Raw genomic sequence first — 23,019 nt, 5'->3', positions numbered from 1 at the left:
TTTTAAATTGAAAGTGTTTTCAGACTTTGAATATTATTTGACGAATTTGTGAATTGTTACTCCCTTAACAACACGGTTTACAGTTCCCGTTGGTGAAGGAGTATCTGGTGTATTGCCCACCTTAATTGAAGTGAGCAACGCAATCGTTTGGCCAAACATAATATCAGGCAAAGCTAAATATGCATCTGGTAGCTCTTTCCCATCAAAAGCAAAGAACTTTCCATCAAAATCCTGACCTTTCTTAAGTTGACCAACTCCCATTACTAAAGGAACAATTTGGTCAGCCTTAATTTCATCTAGAATATCTAAATCATATTTTCTGGTATAAGAATTGTTTGAAACAAAATCAAAAACGATTGTCTTTTTATCTAAGAAAGATTTAGGACCATGTCTCAACCCCATTGAAGTATCAAATAAGGCCGCAACTTTTCCAGCTGTTAATTCCAAAATCTTTAATCTTGCTTCTTCAGCTAAACCACCTAAAGCTCCACTACCAATATAGGTAATACGATCAAAATCAGTATCAACTAATTTTTGAATTTCTGCTTCACGATCAATTACACTTTCACCCATTTTGGCGATCTCATTAACAATTGTTTCTTTTTCTGCATCACTTCTAGTATCAAAAACTAACAAAGTAGCTAAGCTCATACATGAAAATGATCCTGTCATGGCGAAGCCTTGATCTAGTGACTTAGCAGGCATTAAAAGTACAAGTCCATTTGGATCGTCTTTTAAATCTTGAGCAAGATGTCCTTCAGGAGCACATGTAATAGCAATTTGATATAAGTTAGTAACTAATTGCTTAGCCAATTCAACTGTTGCAACTGATTCTGGCGAGTTACCACTACGAGCAAAAGAAACTAAAATTGTTGGTGTATTTTCTTCAAGATAATCTTCTGGCGTTGAAACAATCTTAGTTGTATCAATTGCTTCAAAATCATACTTAGTGCGATCCGCATGCTTTCTTAAATATGGCATCACAGTATTACCAACATATGCACTCGTTCCTGCACCAGTAAAAATAACTTTTACTTTATTAAATTTTCGATTAATTTTAGCTAAAAAATCATCAATTTCTTTTTTCTTTTCTTGGTAGATCTTAAAAGTTTCTTTCCATAAAGAAGGTTGCTGCTGAATTTCTCTAGTAGTAATGTCTGCGCCCATCTTTTTTAGCTCTGCGTCGCTTTTAGTAAACATTAGCCTATTCCTTTCAATAACTAAATTAAATGATTATATTGCCGTGACCGATAAATGAATCTATCTCCTCTAGCAAGAGAAATCGTAAATTCAATCGGCACATTTTTATCGTTGATTGCTCGTCTAAAAATTTTTAAGCTTGCATCCCCAGGTTTTACTCCTAAGATTTTGCTGTCTTTCTCACCTAAATTAACAGCCTGCACATCTTCAAAAGCAAGTACGCTTCGTTCATTGTATTTTTGCTTCATAACGGTATACAGGTTGTCCTTTAGATCAGACATTTTTAGATCGGGAAAAATATTTTCAGGTAAATAAGTTTCTCCATACATTAGTGGTACTCCATCAGCTAGACGTAACCTAACTAATTTGTATGCTTTTTCTCCAGCTTTCAAATTAAGCTGATTTGCGACAGCTGCTTCTGGGACGACAAGCTCTAATGTGCGGTTTTGTGTTGTTGGCTTGTGACCTGTTTCAGACATCTGTTCACTGAATGAATACATACTTCCTAAGTTGGTTTGATCTAGATAAATTGTAGAAACAAATGTACCTTTTCCGTGCAAACGATAAATAATGCCACGCTCTTCTAAGTCATTTAGAGCCAGACGAATGGTATTTCGACTGACGCCATATTCTTTTAGAAGTTGTCTTTCACTTGGCAATCGATCATTTGGTTTCATCTCAGACTTAATTTTATCCTCAAGATCTGAAATTACCTGCTGATAAAGTGGCTTTTTCATTTTCTAACCCCATCCCATCTTTAACTGGTTAGTACCACCTCTTACAGAATATTATGGAAAGCGCTTTATGTCAAATCTAAAAAAACACGAAACGCATTTTTTCGTTATAATATGAACTATACGTAAATGAAAAATTTTATTTAAAGAAGAAATTTAATTATGTCTGAAATTACTAATAATCAACAACCACAACATTTAAGTCGTTTAGTCCATGTAGCCAAAGGTACGCGCTACTATGACTTGCAATTCGCAGATGGAAAAAGAGCACGGCTATATATTATTGCCAAAGGAATATTTCGTTTAATCGTCGATCCTGCAGCAGAATTTAAGCCGTTAACACCATCTTTAACTATTGCCGCAAATAATTTTAGCTTGCGTCCATTTGAAGATTCACAACTTTTAGTAACTGATGAAACTTTTACCATCAAAAGTGGTCAATTTTCACTCCGCTTACAAAAAAATCCTGCTATCTTCAGTATTTTTGATGATCAGCTTCACCGCTATCGCATGATGCAAAGCAGTCCAATTGAATTAGGCGCAGACTATTCCCGTGAATTCTTACGTCAAAACAAAAATGAATTTTACTATGGGGGCGGAATGCAAAATGGCAGCTTTAGTCATAAGGGAAAAATCATCGAAATTAAAAACACTAATTTAACTGGTCCAGGAGCTGTTGCTTGTCCAGAAGGCTTTTTCTGGTCAAATGCTGGCTTTGCTGAATTAAGAAACACGTGGAAAGATGGAATCTATAATTTTAAGGGCGACAATGGTACTAGTGCTGTTATTACCCATCAAACTCCTATTTTTGATAACTTCTATCTTCTAGGAGATTCCCCATCAGAAATTCTGCGTCAATATTATAAAATCACTGGCTCACCTTTATTCCTACCTAAGTATGCACTCGGCTTAGGTTACTTAGGTAATTATCTTGATACTTGCTGGAGCGTTGCAAAAGCACAAGAAAGCAGTGCAATTAAGTTTGAAGATGGCAACACATATAAAATTGCACATTCTGATGATGAAATTATTGCTAAATCCTCTCTTAATGGAGAAGAACAATATCAATTTTCTGCTCGTGCCATGATTGAACGCTACCGCGCATATCATCTTCCACTCAGCTGGTTTGTCCCTAATTACAAGAGTAAGCAAAGCTTAAATGAAGATGAACTGAATAACTTGGTCGACTTTGCTAAAGATCAAAACGTAAAACTAGGTTTCTATGGAGCTTTGCCAACCAATGCTCCAGCTAATTTCTTAAAATTTAAAACTGAATCAGCTGACTTAGCTAACAGTAAGCTTATGCAAGATTTTGCTATTGCAAGTGAGCCTTTAGTTGACAAAAATAAAACCAACCGCCCTTGGGCAATGGCAAGTAACGGCTGGAGTGCTATTCAAACTCTTGCTACTACCGCAAATGAAGGCGTTGGCGGCGAATGGGAACAAATTGCTACTGAAATTGCTAGTTTCTTAAGCATGTCTCTTTCTGGTCAGCCAAATGTCGGAAGTGCCATTGATGGAAAAGAAGGCGGTGGCAATGCTCAAGTAAATGTTCGCGACTTGCAATGGAAAGTCTTTACGCCACTACTTTACTCAATCGATAATTACGGCAATATCCAAAAAACACCATTTGCATTTAATGCAAAAATGACCAGAATTACTCGTGCATATTTGAAGCTTAGAGAAAAAATTACCCCATATCTCTACACGCTTACCCGAGCTGCTCAAGATGGAATGCCAATTGTTAGACCGCTCTTTTTATCTTTCCCACACGAGCGAGTTAACTACACTAATCAAGTGAAGCATGAATTTATGCTTGGTAATAATCTGTTAATTGCGCCAATTACTAATGGGCGAGAAGATCCAAGCGGAGCTTCCTTAAAAGACAATCTTTATTTACCAGATCATCGCACAATGTGGATCGATCTCTTTACCGGTAAAAAGTTAATTGGTGGAAGAATTTACGATAAGTTGCATTACCCACTCTGGCACCTTCCTGTCTATGTTCGCGGAGGTGCGATTCTGCAAGAATCACTTAGAAGCGCCCTTGTTTACCCTCAAAATAAGAGTTCCGCCATTCTATATGAAGACGACAACCAGACTAATGACTATGAAAAGGGTCATGCAGCAACTACACAAATCACAAGTTCAGTTTCTGGCTCTAACCTTCATATTACGGTTTATCCAACTGAAGGTGACTATAATGGTCTTGAAGAAAAACAAGCTACTATCTTAACAATCATGGCTGATCGTTATCCTGGTAAAGTTTCACTCAAATTAAATGACCAATTTGTTCCATTACCTGAATATAACGACTTAGATAGTTTTGAAAAAGCTGAAGAAGGTATTTTTTATCAACAAGACTACATGCCATGCAAGGAATTCGGTCAATTCACTGGTCAATTACAACCAGCTCTAAAAGTGAAAATGCCTGCCGTTGATATCCACGACAACAAGTTTGAGCTGATGGTTGAAAACTTTAGCTATGGTAGTGAAGTAGAACAACATGCAATTATTGATTCTGCAATGGCTTCTCCAAGAAGTGCTGCTATTTTAACTGATCGTTTAACGTCAAAGAGCATTACAATTACTTGGACTAATCCAACTAATTTTGCTGGTAAGAATGTAATGGCTGATATTGAAGTAAACGGAATTGTTCATACTAATATTGATGGTGATACTTTTACGTTCCATGAACTTGAACCTAATACTCGCTACCGTTTCAGAATCAGAAATAAATTTGGTAATAAAGTATCTGACTGGTCCGAGTACTTCGGAACTCACACCAAACGAGATCAAATGGATTATGCAATTCCAAATGTAGTAGTTTCTAGCACGGCAGAAAGTGAAAAAGATTTACCAGTTGAAAACTTAACTGATCTTAAATTAGCTAGTGAATGGCTATCTAAAGATCAAATTAGTAAAGATAATCCACTAGATTTAACTTTCAACTTTAATCATATTTATAAACTCAGCCGCATGGTTTACGTACCTCGCTCACGCGACCGTATTGGTCATATTTTACGAGTTCAAGTCGCTATTTCTAAAGATGGCGAAAACTTCAGCGATTTCAGTAAAGAAATCAATTGGCCAAATGATGCTAAGAATAAGGTAATTGGGCTAAGAGATGTAGTGGCTAAAGCAATTAAGCTTAGAATTCTAGCCACTTCCGATAATCTAGCTTCTGGAAAAGAAATTCTCTTCTTTATGGCAAAAGAATAAAAACAAAAGGGATCGAAAAGATGTAAAAATAACTCTTTTCGATCCCTTTTAATTTGCAATTTTACGCTTTGTTTCACGTGAAACTAAGCATAAATTTCTCTATCTTTTAGCCATTCAAGACTGAGTTCAAACCAATGTGCAAGATGTGCATCAGCTTTACGCTCAGCTGTAGCTAATTCTGGAGTAGCAAGTGAAAAACCATGTCCGCCCTTATTAAATAAATGAGCTTCAAAATGAACTTTATTTCTTCTTAAAGCAGTAATATATTCAATCGTATTATCAATCAAGACAATTGGATCATCAACTGCCTGAAAGATAAAAGTTGGAGGTGTAGCAGGAGTTACACCTAAAGCAGTATCCAGTAAATCTTTTGCGCTCGGCATCTTTTCACTGGCATTAGGCGGTAATGGAAAGCCGATCTCTTTAATATTAATCAAAGGATATCCCAAAATTGTAGCATTTGGTGCAACTTTATCATGGTCAAAATGATATTCTTTTTGCCACTTTTCACTTTCTGCCATCACGTTCATTGAACTAACTACATGACCGCCAGCTGAAAAACCAATTGTCGTAATTTTGTTCTTATCAATTCCCAGTTTTTCGCTATTTTTCCTAAAATAAGAAATCGCAGTCAAACCTGACAAAGCCGCGTCAGGATAGATTCTGCCTGGATCAGTAGTAAGATTATATGAAACAACTGCTGCGTCAAAGCCACGAGCGGCATAAGCTATCGCAACTGGCTCTCCCTCTCTTAATGATAAGTGGTCAAAACTGCCTCCAGGAAAGATCACCATTAAAGGTCTCTTCTTTAACGATAGTTGCGGATTATCTTGTAAACCATAGTAAACAACTTTAAATTGGCGATTATTAAAATTAGTTAGCGTTAAATTCTCTACTTTCATCTTGCTAGGCCTCTATTATCTTCATTTTTTACTTTCATCACGTGTCAAAGTATGTGCCAAGAATATTGTAGTCAATGGGACTGTTAAAAGCACACCGATGAATGAGTACACAATAATTAAAAACTCATCTACAAAAAGTTTATCATTTAAAATCTCGAATAATGAATAATTCAGTCTCATATACCAAATAAATATTGGTAAGAAACTACCAAATAATCCAAATAAAATTGTATTCATCGCAGTTCCTAAAACATCTCCTCCAACCTCATTTCCGCTATTGATTAATTGTTTTTGGGAAATATTAGGATCATGCCGCTTTAATTCAAGCAGACCAGCGCTCATTGCAACACTTGCTTCTGCAATTGCTCCAAGCATTGAAAAAATCGCAACCAAAATAGCAATCTGAGGAAAACTAATTCCGACATTTAAAGACAAACCAATTAATTCCTCTCCTGCTTGATCTCCAAAGCCCTGAGTCTGAGCTAAATTTTCAAACAATATAATTATAAGCATTACAATTAAACTCACGCATAAGGCAGTTATAAAGGCATTCTTGGCCACAGTATAGTCGTGCGTTCCTAAATAAATAATTGTTAATAGTTTCAAAGGAATAAATATCAACCCAACTAAAACGATATTTACTCCCCAAGAAATTAATAAGGCAACTAGGATCAATAAACAAGCATTAATAACCACACTAAGATAACTTTTCATCCCCGTTTTTCCTCCAACAATCATCATCAAAATAAATAAGATCAATAAAAGAGCAGCTAAAGTCGTCATTATTTAGCCCCCTCTGCTTTTTTATTTCTTAAAAATACCGCACTAGAAAGCGTCGCAAAAATTACAGTTAATACAATTCCAATTGCAGAACTTAAACTTTGAATAACTCCTAAAGAAAGAGTGTATTTAAAAGTATAAACTAAGGTATTGTTATCTCTTAAATATAAGATTGTCATTGGGAGTGCTTCAGCCATAAAAATTAAGACTAGCACGTTTATTAAGGGTCCCATGATTTCTTGTCCTAAAGTTCGGCCACTAAGAAAAAGTTCTTTAAGCGTCAAATTAACCTTATGCTTTGCCAAGGCATACAGGCTTGAAACAATATCGGTTGCTTCATCCATAACCGCTCCTAAAACTCCTAAAATCGTTTGGGACAAAAATAAGGCACGCGGATCTTGCGTAGCATAATCAACTGCTTCATAGTCAATTCCACGCTCGTGAGTCAGTTTCATAACTAAATAGAAGATTCCAAAAGAAACAAAAACACCTAATAGTGTGGCAACCAAGGTTACAATCATTTTCTGATTAAATCCCTGTACAATAACCAATGAAACAAAGGTAAACAAAATTGCAGCAATACTATAAATTAAGAAAATCTTTGTTCCATTTTCTTTAACATCGCTTTTAATTACAAAATAAAAAATTATACTGTTTAAGATCATTGAGATTAATAACAAGCTTGCTTGTTTTCCCGTAACTAAAATAATTACGCAAATCGTTAAAAACATGCTTAAAACAACAACCCAATCACGTTTTGGCTCAACTAACTTGGGTTTACCTTTTACAAAGGAAACAATTACACGCTGATGTGGCCGATATTTTTGAGAAACGGCCTGAGAAGGAGAATAAGTATTAGTAACTAAAAATATTTTTCCTTTATATTTTCCCGATAGAATTTTCAAATGAAGATTTTGCTGACGCACTTCATCCTTATTTTCATAATTGTCTTTCGTCTTATCAACTAAGGTATCTTTTATTTGACCATCAGTAATAACAGCAATCGGTTTATCCGCAAAAGCAGTAGAAAAATAAGTAAATAAAGTCAATATTATTCCGACAGTTAAAACTAATAAACTAAGCCAAATTTTTGTCTTCTTTTTCACTTCTTCACCTTCCTAAATAATTTAACTGGTGAGTATGCTAATATAGTAGCATTAAAAGTTTTTATCAATTATTAAAAAATAGTAATTTATCTGAGGTAGATCTAAACATGGAACTTATGATTTCAACTTTTACCCTAGCAATTGCGGCTGCAATTAGTATCATTATTGCCCAAGCAATTGATAAGATATCAGTCAATTATGTGAGCATGATCATCGGAATCATTATTGGGCTTGTGCCATTTTTAAACCAGCAAATTGCTAGCTTTGATTCAGAAATTTTTATGGAATTGATCGTAGCCCCACTTTTATTTTTTGAGGGACAAAAAACTAGAATCCATAATATTGGTAGACGTATTAAAGAAATTGTTGGCTTAACCGTGATTATGGTTTTACTAGCTTTAATTGTTAGTGGCTTTAGCATTCATTTGCTTGCTGGAGTGAGCCTTCCGCTAGCATTTATTATTGGTAGTATCAGTACTCCAACTGATGCCACAGCAAGTGAAGCCGTAACTAATGGTTTAAAAATGCCTAGACGAGTAACAGCGGCATTAAAGGCAGAATCACTTTTTAACGACGCTTCCGGTATTATCTTACTTAATATGAGTTTGCTTTGGTTTGCTAATGGCTATATTAACTACGGTCAAACCATTCATGACTTCTTTATCTCTTCAATTGGAGGGGCCGTATTAGGTTTTGCTTTTGCCTGGGTAATCATTATTTTTCGCCAAACTCTTATTAGATCTAGATTTAATTCCTTAAATGCCCAAAATTTAATCTATATTCTTACGCCACTTGCACTTTATGCATTGGCTGAACATATACATGTTTCTGGAATCATCGCCGTTGTTGTTGCCGGACTACTTCATAACGCAGAATCTCAACAAAGTTTGTTACTCAATTCAAGGCAGATCCACATGGGTCAAGACCTAGAAAACCTAATTTCTGATGTTTTTAACAGTATGGTCTTTATTATCTTAGGTCTAATGATGGTAAGAATCTCCCGCAATAAACTCTTCAACGGTGACTTAGCTAAATGGATTTTTGTAGGAGTAATTATTTATCTAGCCAATTTATTAGTGCGTTACTTATACGGTCGCTTAATTATTCGCTATGACAGAAGAGAAAGTACCGTCTTTTCACTTGGCGGAATTCATGGAGCTGTAACGTTAGCCTTAGCTTTAACAATTAGCGCTAGTTTTTTAGGAACTAAAAGTTACAACCTTGTCATTATGTCTGAAGCCGTATTAATTATCCTAAGTATGATTGTTCCAACAATTGTCTTCCAGTTCATTCTTCCACATGAAGTTAGTGATGAAGAAGCACTTGTTGCCATGGATAAGATCCGCAATGAAATGGTAAAAAGAGCCTTAGTTGCTGTTCATAAGATGTACTTACCTCAGCGAGTAAAACGTTATGTCATTTACACTCTACTTAATCAGAAACGTGTTGTTAAAACGCGTGAATATATGTATGTCTTACTTAAAACAATTGATCAGCCTAACCTAACTAAAGCCGAACAATACTTGCAGCGACTTGCATTTTTTAGAGCTTTTGCAATTGAACGTGAATATTTAGAAATGATCGGTCAAAAGGAAAGCAAATATCGAACCTATATCTTAAGTCTTTATAACGACGTTTTGCTAGCTCAATCACTAATTATTGAACCTGATGAGGAATAAAAAATAGGATGCCTAGAATAAGGCATCCTATTTTTTTAATTGAAAAAGCGATCCCACCAATGGTGTTTTTTCTTAGGACGAATTTGCATCTGAGCTAAAGTACGATGAATATTTTCTTCCACTTTTTGCTTACGACGCTTCTCTTCGTTCTCTCTAGCTTTTCTTAAAATTTCTTCGTGAGCTTCTTGCTCACTTTTTTCTTCTTCAGTAATCTTGTCGGCAGCTTCCTGATTTTTACTAGTTTGAACTTCTTCTTTAGAATCTTTTGATTCTGGCTCAGCTAATTGGTGTGAACGATCAATTAATTTCTTGTTTTGAGCTTCAACGCGCGCTACCTGCTTTTGTAAGTCTTGAATTGCTTGATTCTGGCTTGCAATAGTATTTTGCAACATAGTTAAAAGTTTGACTACTTGATCGGCATCTACAGTAGCGGTATTAGTCGCTACTTCTTTTTGCACTTTAGTGGCTTTTTTTGCTTCTTCGGCTTTCTTGTCGCTTACTGCAAAAACTTGTCTAGCAGCTTCTTGCAAGGTCAAGTCAGACTTTTTAGATAAAGCTTTAAAAGCCTTGAGATCTTCAATATCCTTAGCAGAATATAGTCTAGACTTCTGCTTAGTTCTTTCATAGTAGTCTTTATTTCCAGTAACTTTTTCAACAATTAAAGAATACTTTCTTAATGTTGCTACGCTGATATGAAGTTCTTCAGCCGTTTTTGCCGGGGCCTCAAGTTCTTCAAAATTATGGTCGCTTGCCATCCTAAATTCTCCCTTTACTTAAACTAAGTTTAATCATGTTTATGTAACAAAGTCTTCTTGTGATCGTAGCGTTCCATTGCGTAGTCAATTAATTTAGTAATCAAGTCAGTATATGGAATTCCAACTTCTTCAAATAACTTAGGATACATACTAATGTTAGTGAAGCCTGGAAGAGCATTAACTTCTGTTAACACAACTTCATTATCTTCTTTACGAAGCATTGAATCGATTCGTGCCAACCCACTACATTCAGTTGCTTGGAACACTTTCAAGGCATTCTTTCTAACTTTTTCAACAATTTCTTCAGGAAGCTTTGCAGGAATTTCTAAAGTTGAAGTTGAATCATCGTCATACTTGTTTTCATAAGTATAGAATGAATCTTTAGCATTAATAATTTGACCAACACCAGCAACGATTGGCTTATCATTACCTAAAACAGCAGTTTCTACTTCAGTGCCGTGAACTGTTTCTTCAACTAAAACCTTGTCATCATATTTGAAGGCTTCAGCTAAAGCAATCTTGTATTCCTTTTCGTTAGTAACATGACTTACACCAACAGAAGAGCCTTGATTTGATGGCTTAACAAACAAGTCAGAGCCTAATTGACTAGCCACATATTCGTAATCTAACTTCTTGTTATCTGGATCGTTATATTCAAAACGCTTAACTGCAATCCACTTTGCAACAGGAACACCAGCACGTTGAGCAAGAATCTTAGTCATTTCCTTATCCATCGTTACAGCAGCTGCTAAAACGTCATCCCCAACAAAGGGCTTATCTAAAACTCTAAATAACCCTTGTAGACATCCATCTTCACCTAAGTTTCCGTGTACAATTGGGAAAAATACGTCAATTTCAGGACGGTCTTTTAATTCAACAATGTTAGAAATATTAGCTACTTTATGAGGATTAGCAACTTCCATCTTAGGATTATCTAACACTTTGCGTGAATCTGCGTCATCAGCTAAATAGCCGTCATTAGTGATCCACATTGGGTAAACATCAAATTTATTAGTATCAATTTCTTCATAAATGTTGTGGGCAGACATGATAGAAACTTCATATTCTGAAGAATTTCCACCGAAGATCAAACCTACCTTAATTTTGTCAGTCATATCTTTATCTCCTTTTTGTCCTCGAACCCTTATTATAAACAATCGTGACGCTATAATGCATTATTTTCGAAAAAAAGTCTAAAAAGAATGCATTTTTCTTATAATTAAGTTATATATATTACTATCATTCTAATATTTGGAGTCCAAAAAGGAGTAAATATGACTTTTACTAAAAAAGCAGCCATTTTTCTAGCAACTATTACGCTTAGCGCAACTTCTTGCACCGTTATAGCTACTAGTACTCAGGCTACAACATTTACCAAGGATGAAATTCAAGAAGTACATAATATTCAAAATCAATATTCAAAACTACCAAAAGAAACTTTTAGTTCTAATAATCTTTATGCTACTGCTCCACACTTGTCTGCACCTTTCTCTCCTGGTGCAGTTACAAACTCATACATTAACTCTCAGCTAGATTATATTAATTTCTATCGTAGTTTATTTGATTTACCAAGTATTTCTACAAACAAGACCGATAATGACAATGCTCAAATTACAGCTAGCGTTATGGCCGCAATTAAAGCTAATCCCTTTACTAATCAACATGGTTTACCTAGCGAAACAAGGCCAGCATATATTAGCGATACTTATTGGACAATTGCTAAAAATGTCTCTGCCAGTTCTAACCTAAACTTTAATGTCAGCAACCAATCTGCTGGCGATGTAATCACAGATTTATTAACTGATACTTATAACCTTGACGGTTCAGATACGGGTCACCGCGCCTGGCTTTTATCAAGTAGACTTACAACAACTGGTATTGGAGCAGCTTATGGTGAAAATAACTACCGCTATTCAGTTCAACAAGTTGCTTACCCAAGCGATGGCTATAAGGCTGCTGCTAAAGGAACCGTTGCTTACCCCAACAGCGGTGTTTTTCCAATTGAACTACTTCAAGGCAATAACATTGCTTGGTCGCTCTATTTATCTGACAAAACTATCTCTGCTACCCCAAAGATTACCGTTACTGATTTAGACACTGGTGAGACAAGTCAAGCCTCAAACGTTAATAATTTCAGCGGTAAAGGCTACGGTTATTTCAGTACGATTATTACCTACTTCCCAGGAGACATTAAGCTTGTTTCTGGACATGAATATAACGTAAATATCGACAACGTTTATCAATATAGTTTTAAACTTTTTAATCAAGTAGCCGCAAATCAGCCTACTTTAAAAACTTCAGAAGACAGCAATAAAATCAAAGAGAAGATCAAAAATTCAGGTAAAATATCATCATCCCAAAACATTAAAGACAATAATGACCAAACAACTCGTAAAATTTTAAAAGAAGTCGAAGATCCATCTTCTTCTACAACTATGAAGTCGGCCCTTTTGCTTCAAGGAGAGGAATTGCGTGATTCTTTAAATAAAAAGAGAAGAATGAATCCTGTAATTTTTGGCCGTTCATACCAAGACGGATATTCTTATTACAATTTAGGAAATGATCAGTGGTTCCACAATTTTTATATTTTCAATAATCCAGATCTTACTGCCGGTGTAGTAAATATTGACAATCATTCACTAGATACTCAAATCTATACTAGTCCTTATCTCCACCTGCAAAAATCTACTCCTAACCACGTTATCCCAGGAAAAAGCTATGCTTACGGACAAACGATTACCACTAACCATACGACCTGGTACTATCTTGGTAAAAAGCAGTGGATTAAGCAAAACAATTAATAAATTAATACTATATATCCAACCTTAAAATAACGAATTTATAATTTTAGAATATTATTTTGCACCAATTCAAACATATTATATTATTTAAGAATAATTAGGCTTTTCAACTTGATTTAAAACCTAATTACTGCAAGAATAAGTAGTGAGAAATGGTTGAGGACCCTTACAATAGCCACTATGGCTGTTGCATATTACAATTATTTTATACCCTAACTACTTTACACTTACTTGAATACAATTAAGATCATCCAATCCGGCGCCATTTCCCAGAAAAAGGTCTCAGTTAATAACTGAGACCTTTTTTGTATACATATAAAATTTTATTTTGCGCTTGTAATCTGCCAAGTAACGGTACTAATTACAAATAATACTACTCCGACAATTACTAGCTCTAAGAAAATACCACTCGCTATTTCTAAAAAGTAGCCAATATTTAAGAATAAGCCTTCAACATTAAAAATTGTTGGAATAAAGGCAAGCAACCCAAAGATGATAATCAAACAAATGGCAGCTCGCATTCCTCCAGCTGCAAACATGTGAATTAAACGTCTTGTTGAAACAATTTCTTGCAATCTCTTAATCTGCTGATAGGCTAAAATTCCTACAAAAATGATCACTAAGACATTTAAAATTAAAAATACCAGTTCAATATTTGCCGCTAACGTCGCATTCGCTAATCCAAAACTTGTAATAATTGCATAAATTCCACTGGCTTTATTTTTCCTTAACTTTTCTTGCACGGATTTAGCTTCCATTGAAGAATTATCATCTATTTTCGTTAATATGATTTTTCGAATTTGACCAGCTAAACTAGAATTTTCTGCTCTAAATAAATGAATCCCCAAGGTATAATCAATCATTGCATTCGCAATTGGCCTTGTCTGTTCAACAGTAAGAAGATTGTTAGTGCTGTTATTACTGCTTCTATCAGCACCAATTGCTGCAGCGAAATTATCAAATTTTTGATTGATGTAGCGTTCAGCTACAACACCATTACTTTCTTTTGCAATCTGGCTCTTCATAAAAATGGGATTCATAAAAGTTACTAAACTGAAAAACAAGACCACAATTGTAAAAATCGCAATTCCAAATGATCTTTTGTCACGTACAGTTTGAGCCTGATCAATTCTACGCAACTCACTGCGTGTGCGTATTGCCATTTCCTAGACCTTCCTTAAAATTAATTGTCAAACATCTCATTAATTGTCTGGGTTAAGGTACTTAGTTCATATTTTTGTAAAGCAGATTTTGCCTCATCAAGTGTTTTGCTTATCTTAGACTCATCAATTGATAGAAATGTTGACATAAAAGTTTTTACCATTATATCAGAAATTTGATCTGCATCTAAATCGAATTCGGTCCGTTTTATGTATAAACTACCGCCAGCTGTAACAATGAAGTTCAATCCAATCTGAACTTGTCGATCATTTCCCAGGTCATGCTTAACGCCCTCATTTGTAAGCCAGTCATCTAGGATCTGACTCCATCGATCCAGAGATTCATTATCGCTTAAAATACTCTTAACGACGCGCTCAACACCCTCATCTTGGATTCCTTGCTCTAAAATTAAATAAATAAAAATTTTCATTTTAGAGTAGGTATTTAAGTTTCCAAAATCGGTCGCATTTAAGCTCTTCAAAACCGCTGTCATAAAATTAGTAACAATCTCTGTAATTAACAAATTTTTATGTGGATAGTAAGATTGGAGCAATGATTTAGAAATGCTTGACTTATCCGCAATCATTTGTAGCGATACATTTTCCATACCTCTCTTTTTTAAAAGCATATATGTATTGCGTAATATTTCATGCCGTCTTACTAAATTTTTTTGTCGTGCCATATCTTTTTCCTCGTTATTATTATTCTATTCCTATACAGTATAGCGTTTTCATGGTATTAATTACAATTATTATACCAAGTCCCATTATTAATCACGAGCAATGATTAGTCTTTTTTCGACTTAATACTATATAAAAAGACTGATAGCTAAGCCTACCAGTCTTTTCATGATATTTAATTTTTTCTTTTCTCTAATAAAGTATAGCTAAATGCTAAAACTAGAATAAAAATGATTGAAATAATTAATGGCAATCTCGTAGCTGGAATTAGCGCCAAAATCACTAAAATTACTACGTAAAAAATAATTGTGATCCAGCTCGTTAAAGGAAATCCTGGCATTCTAAAACTACCAAGATTATTTTTATTTTCAGCACGGTATTTTAAGTGAGTCCACATAATGATGATCCATACCATAATGAAGTTGATCGTTGAAACACTAGAAATAATATCAAATACTCGAGCTGGCATGATATAGTTAAGAATTACTACAATAAATAAAATTAACGACGAGAAAGTCAAGGCATTATTAGGAACTGCTTTCTTACTTAACTTACCAAATCTCTTAGGTGCATTATTTCCACGTGAGAGTGCGTATAATGACCTACTCGTTGAAAAAATAGCACTATTGGTAGCAGACATAGCAGCTGTTAAAACCACAAAGTTTAAAATTCCAGCTGCTGCAGGAATCCCAATTGCTCCAAAGACCTGCACAAATGGACTAGTTGTAGTAACAATCTTGTTCCAAGGATAGACTGCCATAATAGCAATCATCGACCCTACGTAGAATAATCCAATTCTTACCGGCAAAGTATTAATTGCCTTGGGAATGTCCTTGTCTGGATTGGCTGTTTCACCTGCTGTTAAACCAACAATTTCAATTCCAACAAAGGCAAAGACTACCATCTGAAATGACTTTAAAAAGCCCCACGAGCCTGTTGGGAAAAATCCTCCATAATTCACCAGATTAGTAAGAGAAACTGTTCTAGAGTCAATTTTGGTATGCATAACTAAAAGAATTGCCCCAGTAATAATCAAAGCTAGGATAGCCAATACCTTAATCATTGAAAACCAGCTTTCAAGCTCGCCAAATAATCCAACGTTAACCATGTTAACAAGCATTAATAAGATGACAATTACTAGAGGACCAACCCATTGAGGTAAATCTTTAAACCAATATTTTAAATAAATTCCAGTTGCAGTTAAATCAGCCATCGCTAAACTAAGCCAGCATAGCCAATACGTCCATCCCGCAACAAATTCCATTCTATTTCCCAGGTACTTTTTTACTGATTCGATAAATGAATGTTGCTCAGGATCAGCTAAGATTAACTCTCCGAGCGCTCTCATCATGAAAAAGCTAATAATACCAACGATCAAATAAGACAAGATAATTGATGGACCAGCACTTTGAATAGCTGTACCAGATCCTAAAAACAATCCAGTACCAATAGCTCCACCAATTGCAATCATCGTTACATGACGGCTCTTAAGCGACCTTTTTAGTTTTAGCTTCTCCTTTTCATCCATTTTGTAATCCCCCTTAAAGACAAAAATACCCCTAGTACTTAACTTATACTAGAGGCATTTCTATTTTATGAAATTAAAGTTCTTGTATAGTCAATTAATTGGCTATTTTATTTGTTTGTATTATAACTTGCTTCACGAAATTGTCAAATCTGTTTTTTGAACTCGAGTCAAGATTTGGACATTATTGTGAATGATGTCTTTATTCTTAGTAAAGGTAATTATTGCAAATATTATCCAAATGAACACAAATATTAATACCTTTAAAACTTGCCCTATTTCACTATAAAAAATTCCTGCGTTGTTAGTGCCAAGAGGCGTAATTGAGAAAATTAAGAAATCATTCAAAGCATGTATAATCATTGGTATCCATATTTTTCCACTATAAAGAAAAAGTGTAGCCATAAAACATCCGAAGCCAAATGAGTTAATTACTTGTAATGTTGTTCCTAAGAGAGAGAATCGATGCTCTCTAGCAAACGCACTACCAATGTGTGGTAAGGCAAATAAAATTGAACTAACTACAATAGCATACGCAATTTGATTGTTTTTATTTTTAAAAATCATCAATAAGATCAAAATATTTATATATCGAACTGTTTCCTCGCCAATACCAGCATCAGTTGCATCAAAAAATATTCTCCATGATTCTCTAAAATAAATTGAATCAAATGGATTAATTAAAGAAAAATCCCATTTCCACAACAATTCTTGCAAATTTAACGCCATGTTACTAAATACTTCGCACAGAACTATATAAATAGTACATCCCATTACTAGCAGAAATACTATCACATTTTTTCTTTTACTAAAAAATTCAGTGTTCAAATTCAGCCTAAACTTATAACCCCACTTTTTAAGAAGAATGTATCCATATACTAAAGTCGTTAATCCATATACAATCCCTGATCTATTTAAACCTATTAATACGTGTGCTTGAGACAAGGTTCGTAAATAAAGGGGACTCCCAATGGCTGAAAGCATGTATGTTACCCATACTGATGCTATCAAACGAAAAATAGGTTTTTCTATCTTTCCATATTCAACCGAAACGACTGGAATTAATACAAACATTGTTCCAACAAAATATATCCAGAATAGGATTACTGTTAACTTAGGTAAATCCTTTATAAGTAAATCTATGAAACAACCAAATTGATCTACAAAAATCATAGGCAAAAATACAATATTTACTACTTGGGATATTTTTATAAATTTATTTATTAAAATAGATATGACCAATATACCTATATAAATCCAATCTTTGATTGTATGATAATTTATTAACATAACTATCGTAATCGCAATATTTAAATAAATTTGGATTTGTAATACTCTACTATGCTTCATATGATTCCACCATATTAAAAATTTAATGTCTGAAAAATATATCTACAATAAAAGCTTAGAAGTTAAAAATCCTACTAAATCTTGGTATTAACTATGATTTAATAGGATTTTTGTTTTTATTAATAAATATGTTTTTCTCAAACAATTTAAATATTTTAATGTACACCTTTACTATAAAGTTGACGTGGATCACGATATGTCCCTCCTGGAGTGTCCCACAGATAAGTAGTTCCACCTTTATCAGGATTTAAGAAGTAATTTCTGCGTCCATTATAGAAAAATTTTGACTCCAAAACGCTATTTAATTTTACTGATGCATTATTTTTTACGTTGAAAGTTACAGTATCAGTATCCACTTCTGCTGCAGATGCCGTATGTGAGGTCAAACTTAATGCACTTAATCCTAAAGCCACTACTCCAATAGTTGTTATAACTTTCTTTAATTTCATTTTTACTTTCTCCTTTTTTATTCTATAAATTCACATTCTTCTATATAGAACTTTTTTAAATACCGCTAAATTTAGCACATAAGTCTTAACTATATCAACCTTAGTAAAAAATTTAATTAAACTAGGCTAAATTATAGTAGTTTATGACATTCAATGAGATGACCATGGTGGGGTTGACCAAATGGTATATTCACCGCCTCCATATTCAGGTCCTGCAATTCTATTTTGCCAACTTCCTGATACTGATTTTGATTCTAATACTCTATTGGTACTTACTTTTACTGCTGACACGCTATGTGCCGTAAAACTTAAAGTACTTAATCCCATTGCCACTACTCCAATAGTTGTTATAACTTTTTTCATTTTTCTTCCTCCTTTACTGAATTAAAGTTTTTTTAAATTTTAAATAAATAATATTATAAAGTTAATACAAGTTCAAGCATTTTTTTATTTTTTAAATAAAAAAAACTAGAAATAGCTTATCAAACTAACTTCTAGCTTTTTAATAAATATTAAAATTTAATGGGAACTATCCTTAAATTTTGTTTTGTTCATCAAAGATTTAGTAGATTGACTTATCATTGTAAATATACTCAATACCTTTAAACATGCAACAGATAACCGCACCATTCTATCTAGATACTTCTTATACTTAATAGTATCAGTTACAAAAATTTGTTCTACTAGTAATTGATCAAACCAAAGTAAATTTTATATCTAACTAAGTATTTTTTCATTCCTTCTCTCGGTAAGAAGAATAATATTTTCTTTAATTATTTTTTTGTTAAGTATAAAAATTATAGCTGCTAAAAGTAGCCAACCAATTGTAACCACCATGGTGTACGAAATACGACTCAAAATTAGACTACCACTTATCCCTAATGGTGTGATAGAAGATACCAAACTATCATAAAAGATATGAAATAATATGACTACCCATAATTTTCCAGTATATAAAAATACAACAGCTAAATAACAACCAAAACCAAAGGCAAAAAATACTTGATATATTGCCTCTTCGAATGACAGTTGATATGGAGGTATAGAAAAAACATTAAAAATATGCGGAAGAGCAAAAAGTAAGCTACTGCACAAAATTGATAATTCAAGCCTAAATTTTTGCTTTTTTAAAATAGCAAAAATAAGTATTAAATTGATATATCTTTCGCTTTCTTCTACTAGACTTGCCTCAATAGCTGAAAAATATATCTCCCAACTATTCTTAAATCTTTCTGACAATGTTGGATTAATTAAAGAAAAATCCCAATTTTCAAAAATCGCTTTATAGTTAATTGCTATACTGCTAAATACAACAAAAAGACAAAACCAAATGCCTGTAATCATAGTTACAACTAAAATAATAATATTTCTATATTTTGAAAAATCTATCGGTAAATTAAAGCGAACCTCATATCCCCATCTTTTAATTACTAAATACATGTATATTAGTATAACTATTCCTTTAACCAAATCCGACCTATTTAATCCAACTATTACTCTTTCATAACTCAAATGATCTAACTCTGGCTGACCTGCTCCAAAAATACTAATACTTAACCAAAAGGTACAAATTAATCGATAAATTGGGCGCCGTATTGACCCATATAAGTTTTGTACAAGTGGAATTATTAATCCGATCATTCCAATAATGTATATAATATAAAAAATTATAATTAAATTGGAAAACTTTTTAATCATTAGATTTATAAAAAAAGTAAATTGACTAAAGAAAATAAATGGAAGAAAAACAATACCTAATACTTTATAAGTTAAGCTTTGTTTTCTTATTACGACAATCAAAAATAAGATACCTAAATGTATACCCCATAAAAAATTTAAATCTTTAGACAAAATAATTAAAGTAAAAAATATATTTATATAAATTAGTATTAATAAAATTTTATTTTTCATAATGTTCACATGTTAAAAATACCGCTAAACTAGATCTAGATTTTCTCTTCTAATTTAACGGCATTTACTTGATATAAAAATAAATTTTTAGAATTTTCAATATTTTTAATGAGGATATGGATATGGTGAAGTAGTCCACCCTTTACCTAAGTTGCTATAGCCTCCTCCACCTCCATATTCTGGACCTAAAATTGTATTTTGGCGATGATTATTAGGTACAAATTTTGCTTCTAAAACACTATTCCACTTTGCTGATGCAGACTTTGTTACACTGAGAGTTACACTATCAGTACCGACTTCTGCTGCAGATGCCCTATGTGAGGTTAAACTTAATGCACCTAATCCTAAGGCCACTACTCCAACAGCTGTTACAACTTTCTTTAATTTCATTTTTACTTTCCTCCTTTAATTTATTTAAAATATTTAATTTTTAATAAATTATATTGTAATATTAATATCATTTCAAGAAAAATGCGATTTTAAATATAAAAAAGGCTAAAAAATAGATTATAAACCTAGTCTCTAGCCTTTTAATGAATATTAAAATCAAATGTGAATTATCCTTGAATTCTGTTTTGCTCATCAAAGATTTGGTGGATTGATTTATCGTTGTAAATGTAATCAATACCCTTAGCAAGTAAACGTGCAACAGATAAACGAACCATTCTATCTGGGTACTTCTTATGCTTAATAGTATCAGTTACTACGATTTGTTCTACTGGCAATTCGTTCAATACATCGATTGCATTTTGAGAAAGTAGTGCGTGAGTTGCAGCAACATAAACTTTCTTAGCACCAGCAGCTAAAACTGATCTAGTTGAAGAGGCAATTCTAGAACCAGTATCAATCAAGTCATCAACGATAATGACTGTTTTGTCTTTAACGTCCCCAATCATATCATGAGCTTCTGCATCATAACGTGCACCGCGTTGATCAACAATTGCGATTGGTGCATCAAAGTATGAACCAAAAGTACGTGCAAGTTTTGCACCAGAATGGTCTGGAGAAACAACTACTACATCATCATTATCCTTGCTTGCAATACCGTTATCTAAGAAGTATTGAGCTAAGATTGGCATAGCGTGCAAGTGATCAACTGGAATATTGTAGAAACCTTGAATTTGTGATGCGTGTAGATCAACAGCAATCAAGTCGTCAATATCAGTCAATTGAAGCAAGTTAGCTAATAATTTAGCAGTGATTGGTTCACGTGAACGATTCTTAGTGTCTTGACGAGAATATGCCATGTAAGGAATTACTACGTTGACAGAGTGAGCAGACGCACGGTGTAAAGCATCTAACACAATCATCAGTTCCATGAAGTTTTCATTTACTGGATCTTGAATGGATTGAATTACGTAGACATCGCAACCTCTAACACTTTCTGTAATGTTAACTTGAATTTCTCCATCACTGAAGTGTTGAACAGCAGTCTCTAGTAATGGCTTATCTAAAGCAGCCGCAATTCTTTCTGCTAAGGCTTGGTTTCCACCAAGACCGATTAATTTCATTGGGTGCAACATTTCGTGCAATTCTTCTTTATTCATTAATTTGCCCTTCCTTGTAAAATTAACAGCTAGTCTTATTATAACGAAAAATTCCTATTTTGCTCTACTTTTCCACTATAGATTATAAATGATTCTTTTCTTCTGCTTTAATTTGATCTAAACGACCAACAACATAATTATAAAAATCTTCTACATCCTTAGGGTTAGTATTTTCGAAAGCTCTTAATACAATTGCTAATTCGTCTTTCCCCATTTGGTGCAAACTAGCAGTTTGATAAAGCATCGGATTATCACCTTTAGCTACTAGTTTTAAAAATCCGTTAATCAATAAATGTGCCTTTTTATACACAACAGCTTGCAGATCATGAATATCCAGCACTACTTCTCGCTTACCTAGAAATAATGGCGCTGTATGCTTAACAGAAATTTTATCGCCATCTACACTCATTTCGCCATTCATTCCCTGAACTACTATCTTTGTCATAATTTTAACCTTCTGCCTCTATATCAATTCCTACTGTATATATTAATTCTATCTAAATTAGTGGCAAAAAGAAAAAGAGAGCCTTTTAACTCTCTTTACAAAAATCTTTAATTAAGTCTAATAACTTTAAGCTATGAACAACATAACTGTAGTGTGTTTGACGCGGCATTAAAACTAAACGGCACTTAGGAAGCAATTGACTATACCAGCGAACATGTTCGACCTTTACCCAATCTTTTTCACCTACGACACATAAAGTAGGCGTTTTAATTCGCTTGAGCGTTTCAACAGGAATATGACTCTCTCTTAAAGCCACTTTACTGTCACGATCTCCCCTAAAAAATCCTCTAATTGTATTAGCGGCAATATGTTTTGCATTTACGCCATTCCCATTAACATAAGTACCCGCAACAATTACTTTAGAAACTAATTCCGGTGCCTGCGCAGCTAGAGAAAGCGCCACTAATCCTCCCGATCCAAAACCTAAAATATATGGCTTTTCAAGTTTAAGTGCGCTAATAAAGGCACGTAAATCTTCTACTTCAGTTTGGTAGTGTTCACTTGCTTCACCTTCACTTAAGCCATGTCCCCGCATATCAGGAACCACAACCGTGTAATATAAAGAAAGTGGAGCAACTAATTTATCGAATATTCCACCATCTTGGTGATGTCCATGTAACAAAATTAAGGGATGTCCTTTACCTAATTTCTGATAGTAAATTTCAACCCCATTAACTTTTACTTTCATACCGATTTCCTTATTAGTTGTAAC

At 33.8% G+C, this 23,019-nt stretch carries 21 protein-coding genes and 1 pseudogene; 3 read left to right on the top strand and 19 right to left on the bottom strand.

All coding sequences use genetic code 11. The annotated features are described in order from the left end of the window. Positions 1-33: 33 nt before the first annotated feature. Complete coding sequence (locus QM512_RS09040) at positions 34-1,200, bottom strand: SIS domain-containing protein (protein WP_282805355.1); 1,167 nt, start codon at positions 1,198-1,200, stop codon at positions 34-36. 20 nt (positions 1,201-1,220) lie between these two features. Beyond that, positions 1,221-1,937, bottom strand: coding sequence for a GntR family transcriptional regulator (locus tag QM512_RS09035; RefSeq protein ID WP_282805354.1), 717 nt, complete (start codon positions 1,935-1,937; stop codon positions 1,221-1,223). A gap of 159 nt (positions 1,938-2,096) precedes the next feature. Here QM512_RS09035 and QM512_RS09030 point away from each other — a divergent pair, with 159 nt between their 5' ends. Further along, positions 2,097-5,156, top strand: coding sequence for a DUF5110 domain-containing protein (locus QM512_RS09030; RefSeq protein WP_282805353.1), 3,060 nt, complete (start codon positions 2,097-2,099; stop codon positions 5,154-5,156). A gap of 83 nt (positions 5,157-5,239) precedes the next feature. Here the strand turns inward: QM512_RS09030 and QM512_RS09025 are convergent, their stop codons facing one another. The 3 genes from QM512_RS09025 to QM512_RS09015 are packed head-to-tail and all read right to left on the bottom strand — an operon-like array spanning position 5,240 to position 7,944. Further along, positions 5,240-6,058 (bottom strand): alpha/beta hydrolase, encoded by an 819-nt coding sequence (locus tag QM512_RS09025; protein ID WP_282805352.1) that lies wholly within the window; start codon positions 6,056-6,058, stop codon positions 5,240-5,242. 21 nt (positions 6,059-6,079) lie between these two features. Next, entirely contained in the window at positions 6,080-6,841 is a 762-nt protein-coding gene (locus QM512_RS09020; protein ID WP_282805351.1) for a YibE/F family protein, read from the bottom strand. Beyond that, entirely contained in the window at positions 6,841-7,944 is a 1,104-nt protein-coding gene (locus tag QM512_RS09015; protein WP_282805350.1) for a YibE/F family protein, read from the bottom strand. The genes QM512_RS09020 and QM512_RS09015 overlap by 1 nt, the downstream gene beginning before the upstream one ends. A gap of 107 nt (positions 7,945-8,051) precedes the next feature. Here QM512_RS09015 and QM512_RS09010 point away from each other — a divergent pair, with 107 nt between their 5' ends. After that, the gene (locus tag QM512_RS09010; protein WP_282805349.1) at positions 8,052-9,623 is read left to right on the top strand and encodes a cation:proton antiporter; all 1,572 of its coding nucleotides are present in this window, start codon (positions 8,052-8,054) and stop codon (positions 9,621-9,623) included. Between the two features lie 35 nt (positions 9,624-9,658). On the opposite strand, the gene QM512_RS09005 is transcribed toward QM512_RS09010, so the two are convergent. Together QM512_RS09005 and QM512_RS09000 are read right to left on the bottom strand one after the other, a co-directional pair. After that, complete coding sequence (locus QM512_RS09005) at positions 9,659-10,378, bottom strand: transcriptional regulator (protein WP_282805348.1); 720 nt, start codon at positions 10,376-10,378, stop codon at positions 9,659-9,661. A gap of 29 nt (positions 10,379-10,407) precedes the next feature. Then, positions 10,408-11,493 carry a D-alanine--D-alanine ligase family protein gene (locus QM512_RS09000; protein WP_282805347.1) on the bottom strand — a complete coding sequence of 362 codons (1,086 nt, stop codon included), beginning with the start codon at positions 11,491-11,493 and terminating at the stop codon, positions 10,408-10,410. 159 nt (positions 11,494-11,652) lie between these two features. On the opposite strand from QM512_RS09000, the gene QM512_RS08995 reads away from it, so the two are divergent. Continuing rightward, positions 11,653-13,179 (top strand): CAP domain-containing protein, encoded by a 1,527-nt coding sequence (locus QM512_RS08995; protein ID WP_282805346.1) that lies wholly within the window; start codon positions 11,653-11,655, stop codon positions 13,177-13,179. 323 nt (positions 13,180-13,502) lie between these two features. Here the strand turns inward: QM512_RS08995 and QM512_RS08990 are convergent, their stop codons facing one another. From QM512_RS08990 to QM512_RS08935, 12 genes and pseudogenes are all read right to left on the bottom strand, one after another. After that, positions 13,503-14,342, bottom strand: a complete 840-nt coding sequence (locus QM512_RS08990; RefSeq protein ID WP_282805345.1) for a hypothetical protein — start codon at positions 14,340-14,342, stop codon at positions 13,503-13,505. A gap of 20 nt (positions 14,343-14,362) precedes the next feature. Further along, positions 14,363-15,022: a TetR/AcrR family transcriptional regulator gene (locus tag QM512_RS08985; RefSeq protein ID WP_282805344.1), complete on the bottom strand. Its 660-nt coding sequence runs from the start codon at positions 15,020-15,022 to the stop codon at positions 14,363-14,365. Positions 15,023-15,195: 173 nt separating this feature from the next. Next, a complete protein-coding gene (locus QM512_RS08980) occupies positions 15,196-16,548 on the bottom strand; it encodes an amino acid permease (RefSeq protein WP_282805343.1) in 1,353 nt (450 codons plus the stop codon). 132 nt (positions 16,549-16,680) lie between these two features. Next, a complete protein-coding gene (locus QM512_RS08975; protein WP_282805342.1) occupies positions 16,681-17,895 on the bottom strand; it encodes a CPBP family intramembrane glutamic endopeptidase in 1,215 nt (404 codons plus the stop codon). A 155-nt stretch (positions 17,896-18,050) separates the two neighbouring features. Beyond that, entirely contained in the window at positions 18,051-18,344 is a 294-nt protein-coding gene (locus tag QM512_RS08970) for a hypothetical protein (RefSeq protein ID WP_282805341.1), read from the bottom strand. Positions 18,345-18,494: 150 nt separating this feature from the next. Further along, entirely contained in the window at positions 18,495-18,707 is a 213-nt protein-coding gene (locus tag QM512_RS08965; RefSeq protein ID WP_282805340.1) for a 5'-nucleotidase, read from the bottom strand. Positions 18,708-18,906: 199 nt separating this feature from the next. Continuing rightward, positions 18,907-19,040: pseudogene (locus QM512_RS08960) on the bottom strand (ribose-phosphate pyrophosphokinase); the annotation flags it as partial. A gap of 21 nt (positions 19,041-19,061) precedes the next feature. After that, positions 19,062-20,255: a CPBP family intramembrane glutamic endopeptidase gene (locus tag QM512_RS08955; RefSeq protein ID WP_282805339.1), complete on the bottom strand. Its 1,194-nt coding sequence runs from the start codon at positions 20,253-20,255 to the stop codon at positions 19,062-19,064. 105 nt (positions 20,256-20,360) lie between these two features. Further along, positions 20,361-20,645, bottom strand: coding sequence for a hypothetical protein (locus QM512_RS08950; RefSeq protein ID WP_282805338.1), 285 nt, complete (start codon positions 20,643-20,645; stop codon positions 20,361-20,363). Positions 20,646-20,812: 167 nt separating this feature from the next. Then, positions 20,813-21,802, bottom strand: a complete 990-nt coding sequence (locus QM512_RS08945) for a ribose-phosphate diphosphokinase (RefSeq protein ID WP_282805337.1) — start codon at positions 21,800-21,802, stop codon at positions 20,813-20,815. 82 nt (positions 21,803-21,884) lie between these two features. Next, positions 21,885-22,247: a hypothetical protein gene (locus QM512_RS08940; RefSeq protein WP_282805336.1), complete on the bottom strand. Its 363-nt coding sequence runs from the start codon at positions 22,245-22,247 to the stop codon at positions 21,885-21,887. 85 nt (positions 22,248-22,332) lie between these two features. Further along, positions 22,333-22,995, bottom strand: a complete 663-nt coding sequence (locus tag QM512_RS08935) for an alpha/beta fold hydrolase (RefSeq protein WP_282805335.1) — start codon at positions 22,993-22,995, stop codon at positions 22,333-22,335. Between the last annotated feature and the right edge of the window lie 24 nt (positions 22,996-23,019).

Source organism: Lactobacillus isalae (assembly GCF_947539375.1).
GTDB classification, from domain to species: domain Bacteria; phylum Bacillota; class Bacilli; order Lactobacillales; family Lactobacillaceae; genus Lactobacillus; species Lactobacillus isalae.
This window is presented reverse-complemented; position numbering and strand designations above follow the sequence as displayed.

Excerpts from the sequence above, each read along its gene's own strand:
- QM512_RS08970 (WP_282805341.1), bottom strand. The coding sequence starts at position 18,344 with ATGAAATTAAAGAAAGTTATAACAACTATTGGAGTAGTGGCTTTAGGA.
- QM512_RS08975 (WP_282805342.1), bottom strand. The coding sequence starts at position 17,895 with ATGAAGCATAGTAGAGTATTACAAATCCAAATTTATTTAAATATTGCG.
- QM512_RS08990 (WP_282805345.1), bottom strand. The coding sequence starts at position 14,342 with ATGGCAATACGCACACGCAGTGAGTTGCGTAGAATTGATCAGGCTCAA.
- QM512_RS08950 (WP_282805338.1), bottom strand. The coding sequence starts at position 20,645 with ATGAAATTAAAGAAAGTTGTAACAGCTGTTGGAGTAGTGGCCTTAGGA.
- QM512_RS09035 (WP_282805354.1), bottom strand. The coding sequence starts at position 1,937 with ATGAAAAAGCCACTTTATCAGCAGGTAATTTCAGATCTTGAGGATAAA.
- QM512_RS09000 (WP_282805347.1), bottom strand. The coding sequence starts at position 11,493 with ATGACTGACAAAATTAAGGTAGGTTTGATCTTCGGTGGAAATTCTTCA.
- QM512_RS09010 (WP_282805349.1), top strand. The coding sequence starts at position 8,052 with ATGGAACTTATGATTTCAACTTTTACCCTAGCAATTGCGGCTGCAATT.
- QM512_RS08995 (WP_282805346.1), top strand. The coding sequence starts at position 11,653 with ATGACTTTTACTAAAAAAGCAGCCATTTTTCTAGCAACTATTACGCTT.
- QM512_RS08980 (WP_282805343.1), bottom strand. The coding sequence starts at position 16,548 with ATGGATGAAAAGGAGAAGCTAAAACTAAAAAGGTCGCTTAAGAGCCGT.
- QM512_RS09005 (WP_282805348.1), bottom strand. The coding sequence starts at position 10,378 with ATGGCAAGCGACCATAATTTTGAAGAACTTGAGGCCCCGGCAAAAACG.
- QM512_RS08945 (WP_282805337.1), bottom strand. The coding sequence starts at position 21,802 with ATGAATAAAGAAGAATTGCACGAAATGTTGCACCCAATGAAATTAATC.
- QM512_RS08955 (WP_282805339.1), bottom strand. The coding sequence starts at position 20,255 with ATGAAAAATAAAATTTTATTAATACTAATTTATATAAATATATTTTTT.
- QM512_RS08965 (WP_282805340.1), bottom strand. The coding sequence starts at position 18,707 with ATGAAAAAAGTTATAACAACTATTGGAGTAGTGGCAATGGGATTAAGT.
- QM512_RS08940 (WP_282805336.1), bottom strand. The coding sequence starts at position 22,247 with ATGACAAAGATAGTAGTTCAGGGAATGAATGGCGAAATGAGTGTAGAT.
- QM512_RS08935 (WP_282805335.1), bottom strand. The coding sequence starts at position 22,995 with ATGAAAGTAAAAGTTAATGGGGTTGAAATTTACTATCAGAAATTAGGT.
- QM512_RS09040 (WP_282805355.1), bottom strand. The coding sequence starts at position 1,200 with ATGTTTACTAAAAGCGACGCAGAGCTAAAAAAGATGGGCGCAGACATT.
- QM512_RS08985 (WP_282805344.1), bottom strand. The coding sequence starts at position 15,022 with ATGGCACGACAAAAAAATTTAGTAAGACGGCATGAAATATTACGCAAT.
- QM512_RS09020 (WP_282805351.1), bottom strand. The coding sequence starts at position 6,841 with ATGACGACTTTAGCTGCTCTTTTATTGATCTTATTTATTTTGATGATG.
- QM512_RS09025 (WP_282805352.1), bottom strand. The coding sequence starts at position 6,058 with ATGAAAGTAGAGAATTTAACGCTAACTAATTTTAATAATCGCCAATTT.
- QM512_RS09030 (WP_282805353.1), top strand. The coding sequence starts at position 2,097 with ATGTCTGAAATTACTAATAATCAACAACCACAACATTTAAGTCGTTTA.